Origin of the sequence: Stenotrophomonas sp., assembly GCF_035634915.1 — a bacterium.
In the GTDB taxonomy this organism is placed as follows: Bacteria; Pseudomonadota; Gammaproteobacteria; order Xanthomonadales; family Xanthomonadaceae; genus Stenotrophomonas.
In genome coordinates, this window is sequence record NZ_DASQCB010000013.1 from 170,638 (window position 1) to 190,894 (window position 20,257).

Annotated in this window: 18 protein-coding genes; 1 reads left to right on the forward strand and 17 read right to left on the reverse strand. The window is 64.7% G+C overall.

Features of this window, described 5'->3' with window-relative positions:
- Positions 1-214: 214 nt before the first annotated feature.
- Entirely contained in the window at positions 215-931 is a 717-nt protein-coding gene (locus tag VER16_RS11080) for a hypothetical protein (RefSeq protein WP_324808084.1), read from the reverse strand.
- 257 nt (positions 932-1,188) lie between these two features.
- Here VER16_RS11080 and VER16_RS11085 point away from each other — a divergent pair, with 257 nt between their 5' ends.
- Entirely contained in the window at positions 1,189-1,854 is a 666-nt protein-coding gene (locus VER16_RS11085) for an SOS response-associated peptidase (protein WP_324808086.1), read from the forward strand.
- Positions 1,855-1,857: 3 nt separating this feature from the next.
- Here the strand turns inward: VER16_RS11085 and VER16_RS11090 are convergent, their stop codons facing one another.
- The 16 genes from VER16_RS11090 to VER16_RS11165 form a co-directional block, all read right to left on the reverse strand.
- A complete protein-coding gene (locus tag VER16_RS11090) occupies positions 1,858-2,649 on the reverse strand; it encodes a DNA adenine methylase (RefSeq protein WP_324808088.1) in 792 nt (263 codons plus the stop codon).
- A gap of 146 nt (positions 2,650-2,795) precedes the next feature.
- A complete protein-coding gene (locus VER16_RS11095) occupies positions 2,796-3,029 on the reverse strand; it encodes a hypothetical protein (protein WP_116862938.1) in 234 nt (77 codons plus the stop codon).
- The gene (locus tag VER16_RS11100) at positions 3,019-4,044 is read right to left on the reverse strand and encodes a hypothetical protein (protein ID WP_324808091.1); all 1,026 of its coding nucleotides are present in this window, start codon (positions 4,042-4,044) and stop codon (positions 3,019-3,021) included. Before VER16_RS11100 ends, VER16_RS11095 begins: the two co-directional genes overlap by 11 nt.
- A gap of 1,115 nt (positions 4,045-5,159) precedes the next feature.
- Positions 5,160-6,158: a hypothetical protein gene (locus tag VER16_RS11105; RefSeq protein WP_324808093.1), complete on the reverse strand. Its 999-nt coding sequence runs from the start codon at positions 6,156-6,158 to the stop codon at positions 5,160-5,162.
- Positions 6,158-9,760 (reverse strand): hypothetical protein, encoded by a 3,603-nt coding sequence (locus VER16_RS11110; RefSeq protein ID WP_324808094.1) that lies wholly within the window; start codon positions 9,758-9,760, stop codon positions 6,158-6,160. The genes VER16_RS11105 and VER16_RS11110 overlap by 1 nt, the downstream gene beginning before the upstream one ends.
- A gap of 4 nt (positions 9,761-9,764) precedes the next feature.
- Positions 9,765-10,181 (reverse strand): hypothetical protein, encoded by a 417-nt coding sequence (locus VER16_RS11115; RefSeq protein WP_324808096.1) that lies wholly within the window; start codon positions 10,179-10,181, stop codon positions 9,765-9,767.
- Positions 10,178-13,924: a Laminin subunit alpha-2 gene (locus tag VER16_RS11120; protein ID WP_324808098.1), complete on the reverse strand. Its 3,747-nt coding sequence runs from the start codon at positions 13,922-13,924 to the stop codon at positions 10,178-10,180. The genes VER16_RS11115 and VER16_RS11120 overlap by 4 nt, the downstream gene beginning before the upstream one ends.
- The gene (locus VER16_RS11125; protein ID WP_324808100.1) at positions 13,917-14,567 is read right to left on the reverse strand and encodes a hypothetical protein; all 651 of its coding nucleotides are present in this window, start codon (positions 14,565-14,567) and stop codon (positions 13,917-13,919) included. The genes VER16_RS11120 and VER16_RS11125 overlap by 8 nt, the downstream gene beginning before the upstream one ends.
- 71 nt (positions 14,568-14,638) lie before the next feature.
- Complete coding sequence (locus VER16_RS11130; protein ID WP_324808102.1) at positions 14,639-15,439, reverse strand: hypothetical protein; 801 nt, start codon at positions 15,437-15,439, stop codon at positions 14,639-14,641.
- A 10-nt stretch (positions 15,440-15,449) separates the two neighbouring features.
- On the reverse strand, positions 15,450-15,938 hold the full coding sequence (locus VER16_RS11135; protein WP_324808104.1) for a hypothetical protein: 489 nt from the start codon (positions 15,936-15,938) through the stop codon (positions 15,450-15,452).
- Positions 15,931-16,254 (reverse strand): head-tail joining protein, encoded by a 324-nt coding sequence (locus tag VER16_RS11140; protein WP_324808106.1) that lies wholly within the window; start codon positions 16,252-16,254, stop codon positions 15,931-15,933. Before VER16_RS11140 ends, VER16_RS11135 begins: the two co-directional genes overlap by 8 nt.
- Positions 16,251-16,742, reverse strand: coding sequence for an endopeptidase (locus VER16_RS11145; protein ID WP_324808107.1), 492 nt, complete (start codon positions 16,740-16,742; stop codon positions 16,251-16,253). Before VER16_RS11145 ends, VER16_RS11140 begins: the two co-directional genes overlap by 4 nt.
- Entirely contained in the window at positions 16,739-17,080 is a 342-nt protein-coding gene (locus VER16_RS11150) for a hypothetical protein (RefSeq protein ID WP_324808108.1), read from the reverse strand. Before VER16_RS11150 ends, VER16_RS11145 begins: the two co-directional genes overlap by 4 nt.
- The gene (locus VER16_RS11155) at positions 17,080-17,511 is read right to left on the reverse strand and encodes a structural protein P5 (protein WP_324808110.1); all 432 of its coding nucleotides are present in this window, start codon (positions 17,509-17,511) and stop codon (positions 17,080-17,082) included. Before VER16_RS11155 ends, VER16_RS11150 begins: the two co-directional genes overlap by 1 nt.
- 81 nt (positions 17,512-17,592) lie before the next feature.
- Complete coding sequence (locus VER16_RS11160) at positions 17,593-17,946, reverse strand: DUF2190 family protein (RefSeq protein ID WP_324808112.1); 354 nt, start codon at positions 17,944-17,946, stop codon at positions 17,593-17,595.
- A gap of 69 nt (positions 17,947-18,015) precedes the next feature.
- On the reverse strand, positions 18,016-20,256 hold the full coding sequence (locus VER16_RS11165) for a ClpP-like prohead protease/major capsid protein fusion protein (protein WP_324808114.1): 2,241 nt from the start codon (positions 20,254-20,256) through the stop codon (positions 18,016-18,018).
- Between the last annotated feature and the right edge of the window lies 1 nt (position 20,257).

Sequence of the window (20,257 nt, forward strand, 5' to 3'; positions counted from 1 at the left end):
TGGGGGCCCGCCCACAGACTGCAGGTTGGCGAGAAGCGCTGCGGCAACCATTGCTGATAGAACATTAACCCTGTCTTGGGCTCTGATCTCCAACATTGAATTCTTTACATCGTCCCAACCTGCGGCGTTGACAGATGGCACTCCTGTCATCGAAAGCGCCCGGGCGGTTGGCTTCGCTATACCATTGTAAAAAAGCATGCTGCCTCCCGCCCTTTTAAGCATTCTTAAAGGCAATATCAATTAACTCACAGACAAGCTTTGGCGCTTCCGTAGTGGCCAATACCGCAACTGCCCACGGCTCACCCGGCGGTGTATTCACGTCAATCATCGATCGGACTGAATATTTCGTGGTATGCGAAAACCCACTATTCGTAAAACTAATATCCTGTCTGGCCAAGTTCTGCCACGCGTACATGACATTGATCGAACCAGCGAACGTCGTAGCCGGACGAGGCCTATTGAACTGCAACGCCAACTCAACGACATCGCCCGGAATTTTCACGTCACTTGGAACGGCGCGAGAAAAACCAGCCACGCTCGCAGCCTGCGTATCGAACTCCTCGCTGCGCGCAACGACAACACCAGCACGATTGATCGGCGGAATCACTTTCAGGAGCTTAGGAGTTATTTCCGAAATCCACTTACGTACCCCAGCAATATCCTTCGTCCCCAACACTGGCGGGCCGTCGAATGCTTGAGAGGGACCGGCCTGATAGATAACATCGACGCGAAGCGGATTAACTGATATCTGGACATTCCCTCCCAAATGGGGAACACTTGCCATCTGCACCCCCTCGGCTGGCCGGGATTCGATTCTCTCCGGCGATTTACCGAACAAGACCTTCGCGACCTCCTCGACGCTTAAACTTGCCGGCGCTCCAGGGAATAGCGCAAGTTGAGCAGTCTCTAGCAATTCAGCCATCAGTTTCATTCCTCCATGCGATTAATACTCGATCAGGTGCGTCCTGCGCATACGCTACGACAGCCCAAGCGGTGGAGAGTTCAATTGGATGCAAACGCCTAAAATTGTATCAGTTGGCGTTGTGATGGGAAGATCCCTCACCTCTCTTAGTAAAATTACCAATGACACTGGCGACATGGTTGCCGACGTGCCGCCTGCGGCTCTGGTTCGACTATTGACCTAGTCCTACACGTGCCGGGCACGGGCGGCAGGGCTACCCTCCGGCCATGTGCGGAAGATTCGTCCAGCTCCCCGTTGTCGACTTCGGCCAGCCCAGCCTGGCTGACCTCGCCCCAGGCTTGGCCAGCATCGAAACGAGCTACAACTTGGCCCCGACCCAACGCGCCTCGGTAATCCTCGACCGCGGCGAAGGCCGACAGGTCACCCGGATGGCATGGGGCCTGCTGCCGTTCTGGGCGAAAGCCAAGGGCCTGCAGGGCTCGACCATAAATGCCCGCATCGAGACGGTGGCCACCAAGCCTGCCTTCCGCACGGCGTTCAAGAAGCGCCGCTGTGTCATCCCCATGGCCGGCTACTACGAATGGTCTGTCAGCCCCGAGGACGGGAAGAAAGACCCTTGGTTCATTCATGCCACCGGCCCACTGCTGGCGGCCGGCCTTTGGGAGGCCACCAGCCCGCTGCTGCCCGATGGCAACCTGGGTACGTTCACCATCATCACTGGAGACAGCAGCGGCGTGTCGGCGGATATCCACGACCGCATGCCGGTATGGCTGCAGGCCGGCCAGATCGATGACTGGATGGCAGCCAGCGCCGAGGACGCGATGGCCATGCTGCTGGCCAGCCAGGCCCCTGCCATGGAGGCCTACCGCGTGAGCCGAGCGGTCAACACCCCTCGCAACAACGCCGAGGGGCTGCTGGAACCTGTCGCCTGAGCCTTACAGCAGCGCCGCCTGCCTATCGTCCCAGCTCTTGATGATCAGCTCACCGAACTTGCGCCCCCGGCCCTGCCCGCCGCCAATCGTGTAGTCGAGCTGCAGCGGCACCAGGTCGAACCCAGCGAACACCTCGCGGATCTGCGGGTGGTCGTTGATCGACACGACGAACCGGCCAGCAGCACTGCGCATCAGCTCCGCCATCGCCTCGTACTCACTGAACGGGAAGTCGACGCCGTAGCCCTCAGTCTCCCAATACGGCGGGTCCAGATAGAACAGCGTGCCGGGTCGGTCATAGCGGCGCACGCAGTCCTGCCACGGCAGGCACTCGATGATGGTGTTGGCCAGGCGCAGATGCACCGCACTGAGCTCTTCCTCGATCCGCAGCAGGTTGAGCCGCGGACCGCCCGTGGTCACCACGCCGAACGTCTGCCCCTGCACCTTGCCGCCGAATGCCAGCTTCTGCAGGTAGTAGAAGCGGGCCGCACGCTGGATGTCGGTCAGGGTTTCGGGGCGCTCCATCTGCGCCCACTCGAACATCTGCCGCGACACCAGCGACCAGCGGAACATGCGCACGAATTCGTCCAGGTGATGCCGGACGCAGCGATACAGCCCGACCAGCTCGCCGTTGATGTCGTTGAGTACTTCCGTCGCTGCCGGGTACGGACGCATGAGCAGGGAGGCGGCGCCGCCGGCGAATGCCTCCACGTAGCAGTCGTGCTCAGGGAAGTGTGGATAGAGGTGCTTCAGGAGCCGGCGCTTGCCGCCCGGCCAGGAAATGATGGGCTTGGTCATGGGATCTCAGGTTTTGCGATGGGTAGGGCCGAGAATCCCAGCCGCTCTCGAGGGCGACAGGGACGCGGCCAATGCCAGGTGCTGAGATCACCTGTGTTGCGGCACTGCCCGGGTGCTTGCCGGCACCCGGGCAGTGCCCTGTTTCGTTAGACGGTCAGTTCGTAAAGCGGAAGATTGGGCGCAGCCTCGACCAGCCGGCCGCCACGCACCCACACGTTGTAGGGCAGCGCCAGCGGCAGCTGCCCGAAGGCCCGCATCTGCACGCCGTCATAGGTGGTCAAGCTGCTGGTGCCATCAGAGTTGTGCGCGGTGACGGTGGCGATCAGCCTCGGGCTGCCGCCGACCAAGTCGCCGAATTGGTCCCACAGGTCAGTCCGCATCGGTGTAGTGCCTCTCCAGGGTTGCTGTCTGCTCAATCACCACAGCCTGGTCGTCGGCTGATACCTCGATCCGCAGCGACTCGCACTGCCCGTGCCAGGTGCCATCAGCACCAACCACCTCGACCAGATCCAGCGGCAGCACCAGCCCGACTTCCCCAGGCTTGAGCGGCTGAGCGAACAGCGGCACCGTCAGGTCGACAGCAGCCTGCTCGCCGCGATCACACAGGATGTTCCTGCCACGCTCCGCGCCAGCGGCCGGCACAGTGATCAACGGGCTGCTGACCTGCTGGGCATAGAGCCGCCCCTCTTCTCCCGACCTGCGCACCTTGCAGGTGACGCCCTTGCCGGCCAGCTCGCCCGTCACCACGACGGCGTCGTACAGCGGCGCGCTGCGCATCTGCAGACTCTCGGTCAGCACAACGTCCTCCTGCAGCACATGGTCCGGCGGTGTGGTCCGCCAGTCCCATGGGCTCACGGGATAGGCCGCCCGCACGCGCATGGCGAGCGCTGCGGGGTCCGACTGCACGACGCCTCCACTCGCCTCTGCGAGCGCGCTGATGGCGTCCAGCGGCGTGCTGGCGTCATAGAACCAGGCACCGGCCGGCACGTTCCAGTCGACGGTGTCGTACTCGCTGGTGAAGCCCGTGTCGGCCAGTTCCTCCGCTACCAGCTGCGCCATGCTGCGCTCTTCCGTTGTGGCCTTGACCCGAGCCGGCGCATAGGGCGCGGCCATCAGCGCGGTGCGGGAGCGGCCGGTCAGGCGCACGCCACCACCGCTGAACTCCCTTTGCTTCTGGAAGCTCTCGATGATGCCGGTCCAGACGTAGCCGTTGAGGGCGACCTCAAACTGCCTGGGCCCGGCTGCGGAGGGCTTCAGCAGCGCGAGCTGCTGCGGATCAGCCAGCTCGATATCGAACGTCCAGCCCCATGCCCCGCGACTGGCGGCGAGCGAGATCCGAGTGACTTCGATGGGCGTGCGATCAGGGAGGCGCACAAGAGAAACTGTGTTGATCACAACATGAGTCCTGCGTTGGGGGCGCACCACGTAACAAGCGGCGACGCCAAGATTCAGGGGGACAACGCCCAAGGCACCAACCACCGGACACCCAAGGTTCAGACCGACGTAGTCGCCGCGCGGGAAGGGGCTCTCGGGATCGGGGTCAGGGCCAGGACCAGTCCCCGGACGCACACCCCACATCGGTCTGCCAGCAGCAGCCCAAGGCAGCCGCGCGTAGCCACGGCTGGCAGAGGGAGCACGCCAAGCCAACCCGGCGACCGCACCAGCTCTCGCTCTAAACCCATACCAGAGGAACGTGAGCAACTGGCGGCTCGTACCGAGCACTTGCCACTGCAGGGAGGCAATGAGCCCGACTGTGCCGAGACGGCCATTCCAACGAAGCACATAGGAGGGAGTCAGCAAGCCCTGCCGCCCCCATTCAAGATCAGACTTATGCGCCACCCGCTCAAGGCTGGAGCACCAAGTAGTCGATAGCTCTCGCCGAGCAGTTCCCGCGGCACTCCACGACCACGCATTCGCGCATGACAAGCGCTCGCCGGGCCGCCAGTAAACACTGGCCTGAGCGGCCAGCGCTTTGCCCTCCCCCCACCCAATCTGGCTCAGCACCCTGCGGTGGGCCGGCCGCATCCAAGTGAGTCGAGTCTGTTGCCGAATTCCCCGAACCACCGGCTCGGCCGGCTCGTCGTCCCACTCGACGCCCAGGTTCAGAGGTAGGTACGCGCCAGACCCAGAATGCCGCGGCCCCAAATTGAGCGATGCAAATGCTCCCAGCACTGCCATCAGCTCACCATGGGCGCAGGACGAACCCAGTCTTGAATGGCACCGTTGACGCGACCCGCCTCATCCAAACCAAGAACGATGTACTCGACGTCTGCGATTCGTTCGACTTTCCACGAGCCGTCCGGGTTGCTACGAACGTCTGCCACGAGCGCCATCGTGCGCCGCTCCAGGACGCGAATTCTGACCACCGCCGGCTGGTTGAGTACGCGCGCGCGTCCGTCGGGACTATCTGGATTTGCCGGGTCAATCGGCAAGCTCCCACCGAGGAAAAAATGCCCTCTGAAAATTATGGCTTTAGATACTACGAAAGATCGGACCATAGCGCGCATAAGTCACCACTTTGCCGTCATGTCGATCAAGACCTGACCCGCATACTGCGTCACGGAAGATGGAGAATTGTTGTTCAACACGTTAAAGAACTTGACATAGAAGGTTCTGCCGGGAAAGGCGTCGATATCGCTCAGCATTTCTCCGCTGGCAAAGGGCCGCACATGAAGTGGAGTGTATGCGCCGGGAAGATAGCCTCTCGCCAAATAGGCTCCCTCCCTCATCAAAGGTCGTTCGAACAATGCCCCCCCAGAGACCGGATCCGGGAATGAACCACCTGTGGATCCAATCGCATTTCCGTTGGCACCATGACTTGGGTTTGCCAAACTCAGCGGGATAGATCCCGGCAGCTGTGTGTATGCTCTCAGCGCATAGCAAGAGGCGGCCGATACAGCACTAGAAAGACCGGTCGTTGTGTACATCAGACCATCGGCAACCGCCTGGGCCGGGGTTGTCATAGAGTTACCCGCAACCATGAAGTGCGACTTGTCACCCGGAACAAAAGATTCCAAGTCGCCAGCAAAGAATGGAAATGCCGGGATCGTCGCGTACTCGTTGGAAGCACCCAAGCTGTAGTAGTTGACAAAAAAGTACATCGCCTGATCCGTAGCAATGATTTCCCATGGCCGCGAGTTGCCATTGTTTTCGCTTGATTTCAGCAGGAGAATTCCGTTCGCCTTCTGTGTGGCAGTTGGTGCGGGGCCAGTACCAGAATCGATGTCACTCATCGTTTCATACGCTCGCGCGAATCCGTACCCTGGCGTCGCACTCGGCTCTTCCACGCGCAGGTACCCACCAGATCCATCAACATGGTTATTCCGGTAGACACGCTTGTTGGTCGCACTGAAGGTACGAACCCAGCCTGCGCCCGGCTTGAAGTCAGAACCCACGCCATATCCGGTGACCAAGACCGCATCCAGCAGTGCCACAAGGCTGCCAGCCACACCGCTCAACTGGGGCGCGCCCGGATCGGTGGATCGATAGATTCTGGGCAGCGAGGTCATTATGCAGCTCCTTCGATGTTGCCGATTACTTGGATGCGAGTTGAATCAGTTGCTACCTCAGGTGTACCCGGCAGCGTCGTGCGGATCATCCACACGGGAGCCAAACCGCCCACTGTGTTGAAGCGCACCGCATTGTTGGTAGACCAGCCACCGCCCCACCCTTCCTTGCGCATCAGGAAGTAAGGCTGGTTGGTTCGCGGGTTCACCGGCGCCAGATCGGTCGTGGTATTTCCCGAAGCGATCACACCGACCGTCTCGCCGATCAGTTCGAACTGCGTCGCCGACGTAAACCGCACAGCCCAGCGCTCGGTGATGGCGTCCGCGTTGGTCACCACCAGCGGGTAGTCGGTGTCGTTGTACGTGCCCGGGGCAACGCTGCCTGACGGCAGATCCGCCCATACGTTCGTCCAGGCCGCCTGATCGAACAGGCTCACCACCCGCGCCTGCAGATCCAGCGAGCCATTCGCCTCGCCCAAGCGCAGCGCGGTGCTGATCATCGCCTCGCCCACCGGGTAGTCATGGGTCAGGCCGGTATTGATCTCGATCTCACCCGTGATCTGCGGCTGAACCACCAGCCGGCGATCCTCCACGCGCTCGCTGATCGTGATGGGCAGCGTGTAGGCAGAGAGGTTCAGCGGATCGCTGAACTTGAGCGTGCCCGCATCCAGGTCAGCCACAAACCATGCCGCATCCACCGGAGCACCGAGGGCGTCACGCACCTCGATGGCCGCAACCCGGCCGCGACCGAAGGAGACCGTCTGATTTGCCTGCGGCGAGGCCACCACATGCTTGGCGGTGTGGTGAATCAACACCGTCTGCCCAGGCTTGAACGCCGGGGCCCGGCCATCGCTGGGCAAGCGCACGGATGACAGGCCGATGACGACTTCCGACAGAGGGATCGAGCGATAGACAACCGCGCCCATGTAAATGGAGCCCGCCTGCACCAGCGCCGGCCGCCAGACACGGTCTCCCTCCACGAGGTCGGGATCGAACCAGGGCTGGCCCTCGTTGCCGGCAACCGGCACCAACTGGCCGAACTGCACCTTGGCAACACCGCTCTCCCAATCTACGGTCCCGCGGATCTGGGCACCGGAGATCACCCCGTTGATGTCGGCCGTCGCTGTGAGAAGCTCGCCGTCCAACCGGCTTGCCCGCAGCGAGAACATGCCGGGCCGCAGCGGCGAGCCCGGCGCGCGGAAGAAGCTGTTGGCAACGCCGGGGTCGCCGATGCGCGTCAGCAGGGACTGGATCTGCACGGCATTGGCGCCGCCAGCCAGCCACTGGGTCAGGCTCACCACGCCGGCGGTGTAGTCGATGGTGCCAGCGTAGACACCCGCCCCGGTCAGCGGATCAACGGTGTGGTAGAGGCCGCCGCTGCGATCCACGTAGGTGCGGCCTCGGAAGGTAAACCTCACGCTGCCAGGCACGATGCTGTCGCTGATGGTCGGCGTCAGCTGCAGGGACACCGGGGGAAGCTGCAGCGATTCTTCAGCCGATTCAGCCCCTGCACCCGCGAGCGTCCACCCTGCGGAGACCAGCGTGCCGGCCGAGAACTGTGCCAGCACGTCCGTGCGGCCGTAGCCGACGACCTTCAGCCGCCCAGAGCGCAGCTCGTACTGTGGGTAGGACACCTGGCGGACCAAGAACTTGCCGGCCTGCAGGGTCACCGCGCCGGTGCTGTAGTTGATTGCCCCCAGCGCGGTGGTCGCCGCAGTGTCGCCCACGGAGACCGCCACCAGGTTGCCGTTGCCATCGTCCTTTGCGATAACGCGCATGGGCTGCGGCGCGGAGGCCAGATCGTAGGCATCCCGCATCACAGTGATGACCCAGTCCAGCATCACCGATCCCGGCCTGATCGGCCCCTGCGGAAGGGTGAAGGACACCAGACCGTTGCCGTCGGGAACGGGCTGCGGCGCGGCGTGAAGCGACTCCGCCCATTCGTAGTTGACCGACATCTGGGTGTTGGCGTCCGGCAGCGTGTCCAGCTGCAGCAGGCACTCGCCGGTTGCATAGACGACCGAGCCACGGAGCTGTCCGGCGATGAGCAGGCCACCGACGCCGTTGTCGGTCACGCTCACATCCGCGCCACCCACCCGAACGGTAAGGCGAACGGTGCCAGGCGTCGCGCCGGCGTGCCCCAGGAGGAACCTCAGCGCCGGCGCCTTGATGTTGGTATCACCAGCCCGTGCCTCGGCGATGATCGAGGTACCCCAGGCAGTGATGATGCTGCTGTCCAGGTCGGGCAGCGCTCCGGTGGTCAGCACCAGAGAGCCGGTCATGTAGTTGATGGTGCCGCTACCCTGCCCCGGCTTACCAACGAGGTGACCGCGGCCGTTGTCGGTCAGCCGGTACCAGCGTCCGAGCGCACGGTAGTCCACGACCACCGTGCCCGGCGCCGGCAGCGGCTCCAGCTGCGCCAGCCACACCATGCCTTGGTTGTTCTGGGTCACCGCGATCTCATCGGTGAAGCCCTGCATGGGAATCGTGCCGGCCGGGGTCGCGGTGATGCTGACGCTGGTGCTGCCCACACCGGTGGAGTGAACCAGCGAGACAGCACCGGACTGATAGTCGACGGTTCCAGCCCAAGGCGTCACCGCAGCAGAAGCCAGGCCACCCGTGCCATCGTCCGTCAGTTCGATGCTGCCCACCAGAACCTTCACGCTTCCCACCGCCATGCCCGTGCCGAGGAAGCGGGTCACCGCCACACCCGCCGCGAACGCGCTGCTGAAGTTCAGCGCCAGGCTGTTGGCCGGCCCCGAAGGAATGTGGCTCAGCGTGCCCATGCCCGCCAGAACGTCGCTCACGGCCGTCTCTGCGGTGGACGTGGGGACAATCGGCACATAGGGCGAGTCGATCTGTACCGACAGGTCGCCGGGCTTCCCGGCAGCCGTCAGCCGCTTCACGCTGTGGTAGCTGGTGGCGTCCACCACGTTGGTCTCATACACCCGGGTGCTAGGCTTCGTGGCCGAGTAGCGGATCACCTCTTGGCCGTAGAAGTTGAGCAGCAACGCGTTGACCAGCTCGATCACCAGAACATCGCGCTCGAAGGAGCCCTGGTCATCGGTGAACGTCCGTGTGGTGCGGGAGAGCACATTCTTCACCCGCACATACTGCTCGCCCGGGTCGCGGCCCGTGGCAGCCGCCGTCAGCAGGCTCAGGTTGTCGTTGATGTCCGGGCTGGGCGCATCCTTCGTGGTGTAGACCTGGATGGTCATCTGGCCGATGAAGTGGTCGCCCAGCAGGATGAACCGCGATTCGGTGCCGCGGGTGATGTAGCTCTCCACGCGGTTTTTGGCATCCAAGCGCACGTCGCTGTACGAACCGGTAGCGAACATGGTCACGGTCACGCGCGGGTCGGACGGCGGGTTGATCAGCACCGCGATTGCATCCTTCAGCACGTCCGGGCCCGGGGTATCCACGTGCACGAACATCTTGCGCAGCGTGGAACGGCCGGTGGTCCGCTCTTCATCGCCAATGTCGGGGAACAGGTTGTTCATGGCCCCGTCGATGATCTCGGTCTGGACCATGCGGCCGCCGCCATCCGGGTTGTCGGTCAGGCGTTGCGACTGGCGCATCTTGATATCGGTTGCAAGGATCGTCATTGGGTCAGACCGTCATAAGGCGAAGGGTGATGGAGAAGTAGTCGGCATCGAGCGCCGGCACCGCGAATCGGCAGGGATCGGCCTCGACGGCCGCCCCCTCGGTCCGGCGCCACCGGACCTGGAATGCGCGGTCGCCGCCGTTGTGCGCCGGCAGGATCAGCGTCAATGGGGCAACCTGCAGCTGCCCGCTCAACTCCTGCAGCTGGCGCAGCGCATCCAGCCGCACCGGGCCGACGTACGCCTGGCCGTCGCGGGTGGTCTGCAGGGTGATCGGCCGACCGGACTGCCGCGCCGACTCCTGAACGATCAGGGCACCGCTGAGGCTGGTGCGCACCTGCTGCCCAATGCGCCAGGCGGTGAACTCATCGGTCCACTTCAGGTCCGCCGGCAGCTCGATCCCGGCAAGCACGACCCGGCTCATCGCGCCCCCCTCACCGAGACCGCGCGGCTGCGCTCGATTCTGCGCAGCACGATGGGAGCGACCAGGCCGGCGATGCGCTCGGCCTGCTGAATCTCTGCCGCCGTGGCGCCGGCCACCACTTCCTTGCTGGGCGCCTTCCAGTCGATGGTCAGAACCTGTTCCTTGTTGTCGCCGGCCTGGATTCGCGAGGCGTCCGCCTTGGCTTGGGCCTCAGCCTCGGCAAGGGCCGCGCGGCGGCGCTCTTCGGCCGCCTGCTTTGCTGCCCGCTCCTTTTCCAGCCGCTTGGACTCGATCTGGCTTTCCAGCTGGACGATGGCATCCAGCTCGCTGGAGCCGACCAGGTCGAAGCGCTCGGCCAGCTCCTTTCGCTTGCCGGAGATCTCTTCCATCCCGTCCAGCAGCTTCTTCTGTTCCTCGGTGTACTTCGCCAGGTCCTGCCGCTGCTCGAACAGCGCGTTCCAGACATTGGCGAACTGCTGCAGGCCGTTCGGGCCGCTCATCTGAGCAAGCAGCTCACGGGTACGCTCGGAGACCTCACCCATGTTCAGGGAAAGGCCGCCGGCGGCAGACGATGCGCTGCTCATGCTCTTTCCCGCCGCATCCGCGCCCTCGGCGACCCGCTCGACCCCGCTACCCGCCTCATCCGATGCCTGCTTGACCTCACGCAATGCGCCAGAGACACGCTGTGCACCCTGCTCGACCCGGCCCATGGCCGTTTCGCCCTTGTCACCGAGATCGCCCATCGCTTCGCCGGTGTCGTAGATGGCGCCCTGCACATCGAGCTGTGATTGCACCTGAGCGCGGCGCCAAGCATCGCTGTCGGCCACTGCGGCCTTGGCCGTATCCGAGTAGGCGCGGAAGGCACGGCGAACATCCTCCACCGACGCCTTGCCGTTCGCGGCCCCCTTGCGGATGATCTCGAACGCTTCCCAGGCCGAATCGCGAGCAGCGTTCAGCGACTGCTGGGACTGGATACCCAAGCGCTGGAACTCATCAGTCAGCGGGTTCAGGCCTGCCTCGATCTCCCGCAGCCGAGCACGCAGCGCGGAGGCTGCTCGGGCAGCGGAATCGAAGCCTACCCGCCCCTGCTCGCCGGCGGCCTGCAGCAGGTTACCCAGCGTGCGCGCCTCATCCAGCGTGGCGACATTGCCCAGCGCCGCCTTGAATGCCGCCTCGATCTGCGTGCCCGTGGCCACCGCGTTCTCGGTGACGGCGCCGAAGGCGGCAATGGCATCCCGGCCCGCCTGGGTGAAACTGACACCCAGCTGGCCCGAGGCCACGCCGAGCTTGGTCATCGCAGCTAGCAGGGTGGTCTGCAGCACCGCTGCGGCATTCACCGCGGCTTGCGGCAACGAGTCGAACGCCGCCTGGGCGGCGCCCTGGAACCGGGCCAGCTCTTCACCCGACAGCTGCTGCAGCGTCGCCAGCAGCCCATCACGCACGTTGCGCTCGGCCGCGCCACCTTGGGTGGCGATGAAGCCCAATGCCTCGCCTACGGAGGCAAGCGTGGCGGTGTCGGCGAAGTTGAGCCCGGAGAACATCTTGCGGATGGACTCGTTCGCCAGCTTGGCATTGCTGTCGATGCCTTCGAGCTGCGTCACAACCTGCTGCGCCGCGCCGCCGATGCCGTTCTTCATCGCATCGGCCGCAGTCTGGACGCCCGTTCGCAGCGCGGCGAATCCGGTCGATACGTCCAGCAGCTGCTGCGTCACTTGGCCCAGCTGCTGCAGCTGCTCCGCCGTCGCCATGCCGGACTTCTGCTGCATCAGCAGGAAGCCTTCCTGCGCGGTCAGGTACTGCTCAAGCCCGGACAGGCGCTTTTCGTAGGCCAGCCGCTCAGCCTCACCGAGCTTGGAGACCTCCTCGGCCGACTTGATGACCACGTCACGATAGGCGATGAACTCCAGCGACTGCTGCCGTAGCTGGGTCGCCGAGTCGCGAACCTGGTTGATGTATGCGCGCTGTGCCTCACCTGCACGCTTCAGTGCCGGGTCGTGGTGCTTCCAGATGTCCTGGGCGACGATCTTGAGCGCGTCCAAGCCACCCATGGCCGCTTCCAGCCCCAGCACGGCCACGGTGATGGACACGGCCTTAGGCAGGCCGCGCAACAGAGCGCCGAACCGGGTAATGCCTCGCCCACCACTGGCGACTGCGGCGTTGTTGGCGATCTGGGCATTCGTGGCCGCGATCAGACCGGCGCGCCAAGCGTTCAGCTGGATCAGCGCGCCGACGATCTTAAACTGGGCATACGCGGCGGCCATTAGCCCGATCACGCGAGCGTGGTCGACTACCCACTGCGTCGTGCCCTTCACCGCCTCGGCCATTGTGATGATGGCTTGTGCGGTCTGCTTGGCCCAGCGCGACAGGCTGCCATCGGCGGCCAGGCGATCCAGCGTGGTCAGCAGGGTGGTCAGCTGTTCCTTGAAATAGGTCAGCACGCCCTGGTCGGCGACTTCCTGTTTCCAATCCTTGAAGCGATCGGTGGCCGTCTTCCACAGGCCAGCGATGGTACCCACCTTCGCGGCCGCCGCCGCGCCGCCGTAGGACTCGGCCAGAAGATCGAGGATGACCGCCTGCGCCTTGGCCACCTGGCCCGTTGCCTCCAGGCTCTTGATCAGAGCTTTCTGGCTGTCATCCAGCGTGAAGCCCTGCTTGCTCAGGCTCTCCATCGCCTTGGATGGTGTCTGCAGGGCCTTGCCCACCGTTTCGGCCGACTGCTCCAACGACATGCCCAGCCGCTGGGCCTGGTCGATGGTGATCTGCATTGCTGCCGGGAACTGCTCGCCCACGATGTTGGTATAGGACAGCAGGCGCACCTGCGCGGCGCTGATCTGCCCATCATCAAACAGCCCGCTCTGCAGCTGCTGGCGCATCGCCGCCAGGCTCTGTGCGGTGAACTCGCTGGTACGGCCGGTGGCGTGCAGGGCGGCTTCCAGCTGCGCCAGCTCCTGCTCCGCGTCGCTGCCTTCCTTCACGATGGCCTTGATGCCATCGACCACCCGGTTCAGGCCGACAAATGCGATCGCACCAGCGGCCACGGCCTTGAGTTTGCCGAACCAACTGACTGTGCTCTCGGTGGCGGAGGCCAGGTCACCGCTGCCGGCGGCAGCATCAGCGGCACGCTCGCGGTACTCGGCCAGCGACTTTGCGGCCGCCTTGCTGGTGGTGGCCTGCTTGCGGAAGGCGGCCTCGCCTTCCTCGATCTGCTGCTTGCGGCGGCGGCCGGCCTCGGCCTCGGCGGCGGCGGCACGGGCCTGCTCGGTCAGCGCGGCAGCACTGCGAGTGGCCTCGACACGCAGACGCTGCTGGTGATCGGCCAGGTTGGCCGTGTTGACGCCGAGCGAGGACAGTTCGGTATCTGCCTTGGCAACCGCGTCCCACTGCTCGGTAAGCGCCTTCTGCAGCCGCTCGCCCTCTTTGCGAAGCTCGCGCTGGACAGCCAGCACCTCGCGTGACGGCTTCTCCATCTCGCCGATGCTGAGGCTGAGGGACAGCGCAGCCTGCTGGTTGGCTCCGAACTGCTTTTCCAGCTCGGCAAGGTCGGTCAGCATGCCGTCGTAGGCGTCCGCTTTCGCTGCCGCCGCGTTCAGTCCGGTGAGCGAGTCGAGCAGTTTGGAGGCCTTGCCCGCGGTCTCGACGGACACATCACCCAGTTCGCCGAACGCCGCGCGCAGGTCGTCTACGCCCTCGCGACCCTGCGTCTCGATGACAACGCGAATTGCTTCTTCCAGCCGATCAGCCATTGGAACTTCCGTTGATGCGCCACTGGCGGCGCAGTTCAGTCAGGTAGGTGGTGTGGAAGCGGTCGATCAACCGGCGGCGCGCCGCCAGGGCGCGACTGTTGCCATCAGCGCCGGAGAGCATCTCGAACGGGCTGGGCCCGCGCAGGATGCGAACCGGGCCGCGGCCGTGACGCTTCTGCTGCGCACGATCCCAACTGCGCACCCGAATGGCCTTGCGCCCCTTGATCGTGGCGATGAAGGCGCCCTCGTAGGTCTTCGACTCGCCCAGGCCGATGCTGGCCGTCGCGCCCTTTGACTTCCGGCCCGCCCAGCGGCCGCCGAACTCAATCAGCGAGATCTGGCGCGTGCTCGCCCAGATGGACAGGAAATCGTCCTTGCCGCGCTTGCCCGTGCTGTAGCCCCGCTCGCCGGTCTCGACGCGGTACTTCCCCCGCAGCGTGGACGCCTTGATGTTGTAGGAGGACCGGACCTCCTGCGTGGTGGCCGGCCCAGCGCGCCGCTGCAGCCCAATGAATGCCCGTTGCACCGACAGGTCATAGCGATTCAGCACCTCGCCGGCCAGGTCGGTCAGGCCGTGGAAGCCCTTCGCGCGACGGCCGCTGACGTAGTACTTGAGCAGGTTGTTGGCGCGATTGGATGCCACGAAGCCCTTCCTAATTCATGCCGGGAGGGCGCCGCACAGGCGCCCTCCCCTTGCCGAGGTCACCAGCCCGCTCAGCCCGCCGACTGCGCCGCGATCTTGAAGGTGTAAAGATCGGTCTCGCCGGACTGGAAGATCACCGGGCCAGTCAGGGTCACCTGGATCGGCTCATCGCTGAACCAGTCCACGTCGCCGTCCACGGTCAGGTCGACGTTCGGGATCGTCAGCAGGCCTTCATCGCCACTGATGCGGTCCTGCATGTCGCCGAGGATCTGGAAGGACTTGCTGGGCGTGGTGCCACCGCTGATGGCGGTTTCCAGATAGGCGTCGTAGGTGTAGTTGGCCACCACGGTGTTGCCTGCCTGCAGCGCGCCGCCGGGCTTCGGGATCAGCAGGCCATGCACCGGATCGAGGGTGTAGTCGGTGCCTTCCACCAGGTCGACGGAGCCCATTTTGAAGCTCGGCGGCGTGTCGGCCATCAGGAAGTTGTGGGGCAGCTTGACCGGGGTGTCCACGCTACCGACGGTCACGGACACGTCGCTGGCGGTACCAGCGGCAACCTGGGTGGCCACCAGGGTGCCGTACAGCATGCGGGCCAGGATAGCGGTCGGCACTTCCAGCGCGGTGATGGACACGCTGGTGACACCAGGGTTGGAGTCCTTGTGGATGATCTGCTGGTAACGCGCATCACGGCGCTTGCTCTTGATCTCCACCGAGTCGCCGGCTTCATAGCTGAACGTCAGCGACGACTGTTCCAGCGGCTGGTTGCCGAACTTGTCGGCCGGCTCGGGGATGACGGGAATGCGGGCGCCGTTCGCGCCGTGCTCCCAGAAACGCAGGTCGCCTGCGAACTTGCGGACTTTGGGCTGTGCCATGGTGTTGCTCCTACGGGTTCGGGTTGGGGACGGGCTCGAAGGTCTCGGTCAGACCAGCCCGCGCAGTGATCTGAGCGACGACGGCGGAATGCCCTGCGTCGTCTTCCAGGGTTGCCATCTGGGTTGAAACCAGCTCGAACGCAGTGACGCCCTTCGGCAGCAGCTTCGGGTTGAAGGTCAACACACGGATCAAGTCGTGCCTGGCACGGTGCACAAGCAGCTTCGGGTTCTCCCGGCCACTTCCGCGCGGCACTTCAAACTCGATGGTGATTGCCGCATCGGAGCTGACCTGGGCGCTGCTGCCGCCGCTGCGCGAGAGTTGCGGGACCGAGATGACGGTGGCGGGCTCGGACTGGTCCTCGCTCACCTCGTCATCGTCCACCACGATCAGGCCGCCGCCGATATCGGTGCGGAAGCCGGCCGAGGTACGGATCAGTTTCACGCGATCACGCAGGAACTCGACCAGCTGCCAGGAAAGAGGCTCAGCCAGCTCAGCCACGGCGCACCAGCCAGCGGCTGCGGGAGCCGTCGTCACTGAGCCTCTTCGCGCTCACGAAGGTCTCGCCATCAACTTCGACACGATCACCCTGATCCGGATCAACATCGGCTCGCAAATAGACGATTTCGACCCGTCCAGCAACGAACTGCTGTAGATCCCCGATGGTCTCCACGTCGCGGTCGATGTAGATCCGTACGCCCGCAGTCACGACGCCGGTTTTCTCTGACGTGACCGTGGCAGTGGAGACCATGCCGGCGATTGCCAGCGCACCATGAATGGTTGCGTCCATGTGCCGCAGGAAATCCCGCTCGCTCACCAGGCACCTCCCGAGCACAGAAGCGCGTAAGCCTGCAGCCCCCTCACCTGGGCGTCGCACTGGGCGGCGGCGCCAACAGCTCGGCCGACACTTTCAATTCGGTCGTCGGCTCGACCATCAGGCTGGCTGGCGGCAGCGGCGGCCGCGGACAGCTCGGCGGTGGCGACTGACGCTTGCCAACGCTGGTGCAGGCGCTTGTTACCATTGAGAAGATCAGCGACAAGGCGATCAGATGCCGTCTGTGCATCGTACTTTTCCTTTTCGTACTGGGAGGCCAGGGCGTTCGCGGCGGCGGCGCTGCTGCGCTCTGCCTTCAGGGTTTCGGTCGCGGCATCGGCCTCAGCGCGTGCGACATCACGCTCACCTTCCATGGCATCACGGCTCGACGCGGCCTGGTCGGCAGCACGGTGCGCGATGGAGACCGAGCCGCGCTGCCAGACGATGACGCCCAGCAGCAGTAGGATGGCGACGATGAGGGCGCGCGTCATGTGGATTCCACAGGCTCTTCAGGGGGAATGACCGCACCAACCCCGCGCATCGCCGCCTCCAGCGACATGATCCGCAACCGCAGCCGGTGAGCTTGCTCCTGCGCAGTCATGCGCAGTTTGATTTCTTCAGTGAGCTTCAAGGTGGTCTGAGCCTGTGACTCTTCCAGCGACTTCACGCGCTGGATGAGCCCATTGAGCAGATCGACATTGGCATCGGTTTCGGTGCGGTCTTTACGACGCGCCAGCAATGCCGTCCAGGCCTCACGAAACAGCCAGAGCGCGACGACGCTTCCGGCTGCCCACCAGGGCGCTTGGGCGGTAACGCCGCCGCCGACCATCAGCGCAGCGCCTCTGCAACGCCCGCTTCGATCACATCGGGCCGCCAGTACATGCCACCGTTCTCGTGCTTGGCGATGGCCGAGGCCAGGCGGCACAGGGTGACCACGTTGTCCAGCCGGATGACTTCCGAGGGCGCGACGCCCACGGCAGTGGCAACCTGCTGTACATAGGCACCGGTGTTGTTCTCCACCGGCGGCGCCCAGCGCCCGATGATCTCCTTCACAGTGCGCAGGCCGTGCTTGCGCTGGTAGGTGAGCAGGGTCTTCGCCAAGGCACGGAACCCGGCCTGCGGCGTCAGGAACACGCAGAAGCGCTGCTCGCGGGCGATCGCCGCGGCGGACCGATCCTCACCCTGCCACGGCGTGCTGGTGCGGTCGATGTTGCCAGGATTGTTGTTGCGTACGCCACGCGGCGTGCTGGTGGTGCCCATGCGATCCCCCCATTGTCGCTGTGGAAGAACCGGCACCGCTCACGCCACCCGGGCTTCTGTGAGCGGTGCCGGCCTGTTCGGTTACGCGCCTACTGCGGCGGAGCCCGGCGTCAGCCGGACGAAAACGGTCAGGGCGCCGGCCTCGGCCGGGTAGACAGCGAAGCCGATGTCGGCCACCTGTTCGGCACCGGTTGCACCGGCGGTCGCGTGCCCAGCATCGGTGTCCCAGTTGACGGCGGTACCGACAGCAAAGACGGCGGCCGGCAGCTTGGGCAGCTCGAACACGCCTTCGACGTGCGTAGCGATGGTCTCGCCGGCTTTGCCATCGGTCACGGCGACGGCGACCAGCTTGCCCTGTACCACCAGCTCGCCACTCTTGGTGTCAGCGGTCAGGGTCACGTCGAGCACGCGACCGTCCTGATGTGCGTTCTTCATAAATACTCTCCGGATGCGTGAAGGGGTTCAGGAGGCCGCCGCTATTGCGGCGATCTCCATGCCGGGCGATCAGCCCTGGGCGGGTGCCGGGTTGCCGGGGTTCTTGTAGATGCCGCGGTAGTCGGCAATGGCCGGTGCAGCATCCAGGCGCACCTTCCAGGCCACGCCATCGACGGTGAAGCCCTGGTGCTGTTCCAGATACGGCGTCTGGTTACCATCGAGATAGCCCACCACGATGCCGTCGACGTAGGCCGGGTTGGAGATGCCGTACCAGGCCTGAGCGCTCTTGGCGTCCAGACGACCGTCGTCCCAGACTTCGAAAGTCTCACGCACGATGTTGGGGTCATTACTGCCAACGCCCGCGCCCACGGCGAACTGGGCTGTGCGTACGGTCTTTGCCAAGCCGCTGAGGGCCACCGGCGTCAGCAGGCCACGCATCGGCACCTGGATGAGATTGCCATCAGCATCTTTCTGCAGGCGCATGGCGGCCTGCATCGCGCCGACGCTGGCGGTGCTGATCAACGCAGCCGGCAGCAGGTTGTTGTGGTCAGCATGGAAAAGGGTCTTCCCATCAGCCAGCCTGGGGTTGCTGTTGATCAGGTCGAACACCGCCTTGGCGAGCGTACGGCGTGCAGCCTGGCCCATCTTTCGCGGCACGTCGCCAAACACGCCCAGATCGTCGTTGATGATGGCCTGGCGGGTGATGGTGAACAGCTTGCCGTAGGTCACGATCTTCATGGCCTGCGACTGCTCGGAGAACGAGCCCTGCTTGTACTCGCCGCCTTCCGGGACGACATCCAGATCAGAGAAGGCGCCCAGACCGACCAGGTTGGTCGGCTTGAAGTCGCTCACATTCACCGGGCGGGTGTACTGGTCGAAGGTTTCTTCCACTTCCTGGTAACCCTGCAGCAGCGCCCGGCGCGAGGCGTCCCCCAGCAGCTGCGGGAAGTCCGAGCTGCTGTGGGTGAAGGCCATGCCCACCACTTCCAGTCGCTCCATACCACGGGTATCCACACCGGCCTGCTGCACGCAGGCGCGGGCAATCTCGGTCAGGGACATGCCACGGAAGGCGTTACCGTCCGTCGCCTGGACCAGGCCGGCCCGAGCCTGGATCGCATTGGACATGGCCGAGCGGGTCAGATCGCGCTGGTCGGTACCAGCAGTGACGGCCGCACCACCATTGAGCGGTGCAGCGTTGCTGCCCAGCAGTGCCAGGATGTGGCGACCCACCGCGTCGGCGGTGATGTTGGAGTCTGCCTGCGCCATCACGCCATCCACGTACTCACGGACCTGCGCGTTGCCCATGTGCGGGAGCGCAATGGCCTGGATCTGGGTGTTGCGCTCACGCAACGCGACCAGAGCGGCCTGGACCGGATCGGCCGGCGTCGACGCGGGAACGGGAGCCGCGGCGACGACCGGGGTGACTGGCGCGGCAGCGGTGGTTGCGACTGCCGGGCTCTGTCGACCGGCGTTCGCGAGGATGGCGCTGTACTGCTTCTTCATGGTTGGATCCTCGATATGGCCGATCACGGCCGACTGGCTGACCTCGGGAAGCGAGGCGAATACTTGCGGAGAGAGGCTGGCGACGATGCTTCGACGCAGCTGGGACAACACGGGCGCGCCAGCACCCTCGATGGACTGCAGATAGCCGCTGATGGCGACGGTAGATGCCGACGACCACATGGCTGTGGCCCCGGGGTCGGCATCCACCACCAGGTCGGCCAGACCGGCATCGACGGCCTGCGGACCGGAGAACCAGTGGTCGGCGTCGTCGGTAAGCAATCGCTCCATCTCTTCACGCCGGCCAGAGCGGGCCGCGTAGGCCTCCAACATGGCCGACGCGTGCGCGTCCAAGGCCTCTGCGTTCTGGCGGAATGCCGTAGCGCTGCCGGCAGCAACGGTACGCGGCGCATGAACCATGACCAGGGAGCTGGCATAGACCCGCCGCTCATCGCCGGCCTGCAGGATCAGCGAGGCGATGGAAGCGGCCTGCCCTTCCACGGTGACGATCTTGTGCGCCGGATGGGCCTGCAGCGCGTTGTGGATTGCCATGCCGTCAGCGACGACACCACCAACACTGTTCAAGCGCACGTGAATGGTGCTTGCCGTGATCTGGCCGATCCGCTCGACCAGGTCGGCAGCGGACACCGACTCTTCGAACAGATAGCCACCGATGGCGCCATAGATCATCACGTCGGAGACATCGGCCTCTGCCCGGACCTGATACAAGGCCGGGCCGAGCTGGGCTTCGGTTGCCGCGTCCGCGCGGATGGTGTTCTGGATCGCGCTGGCCAACAGGCGTGCACGCATG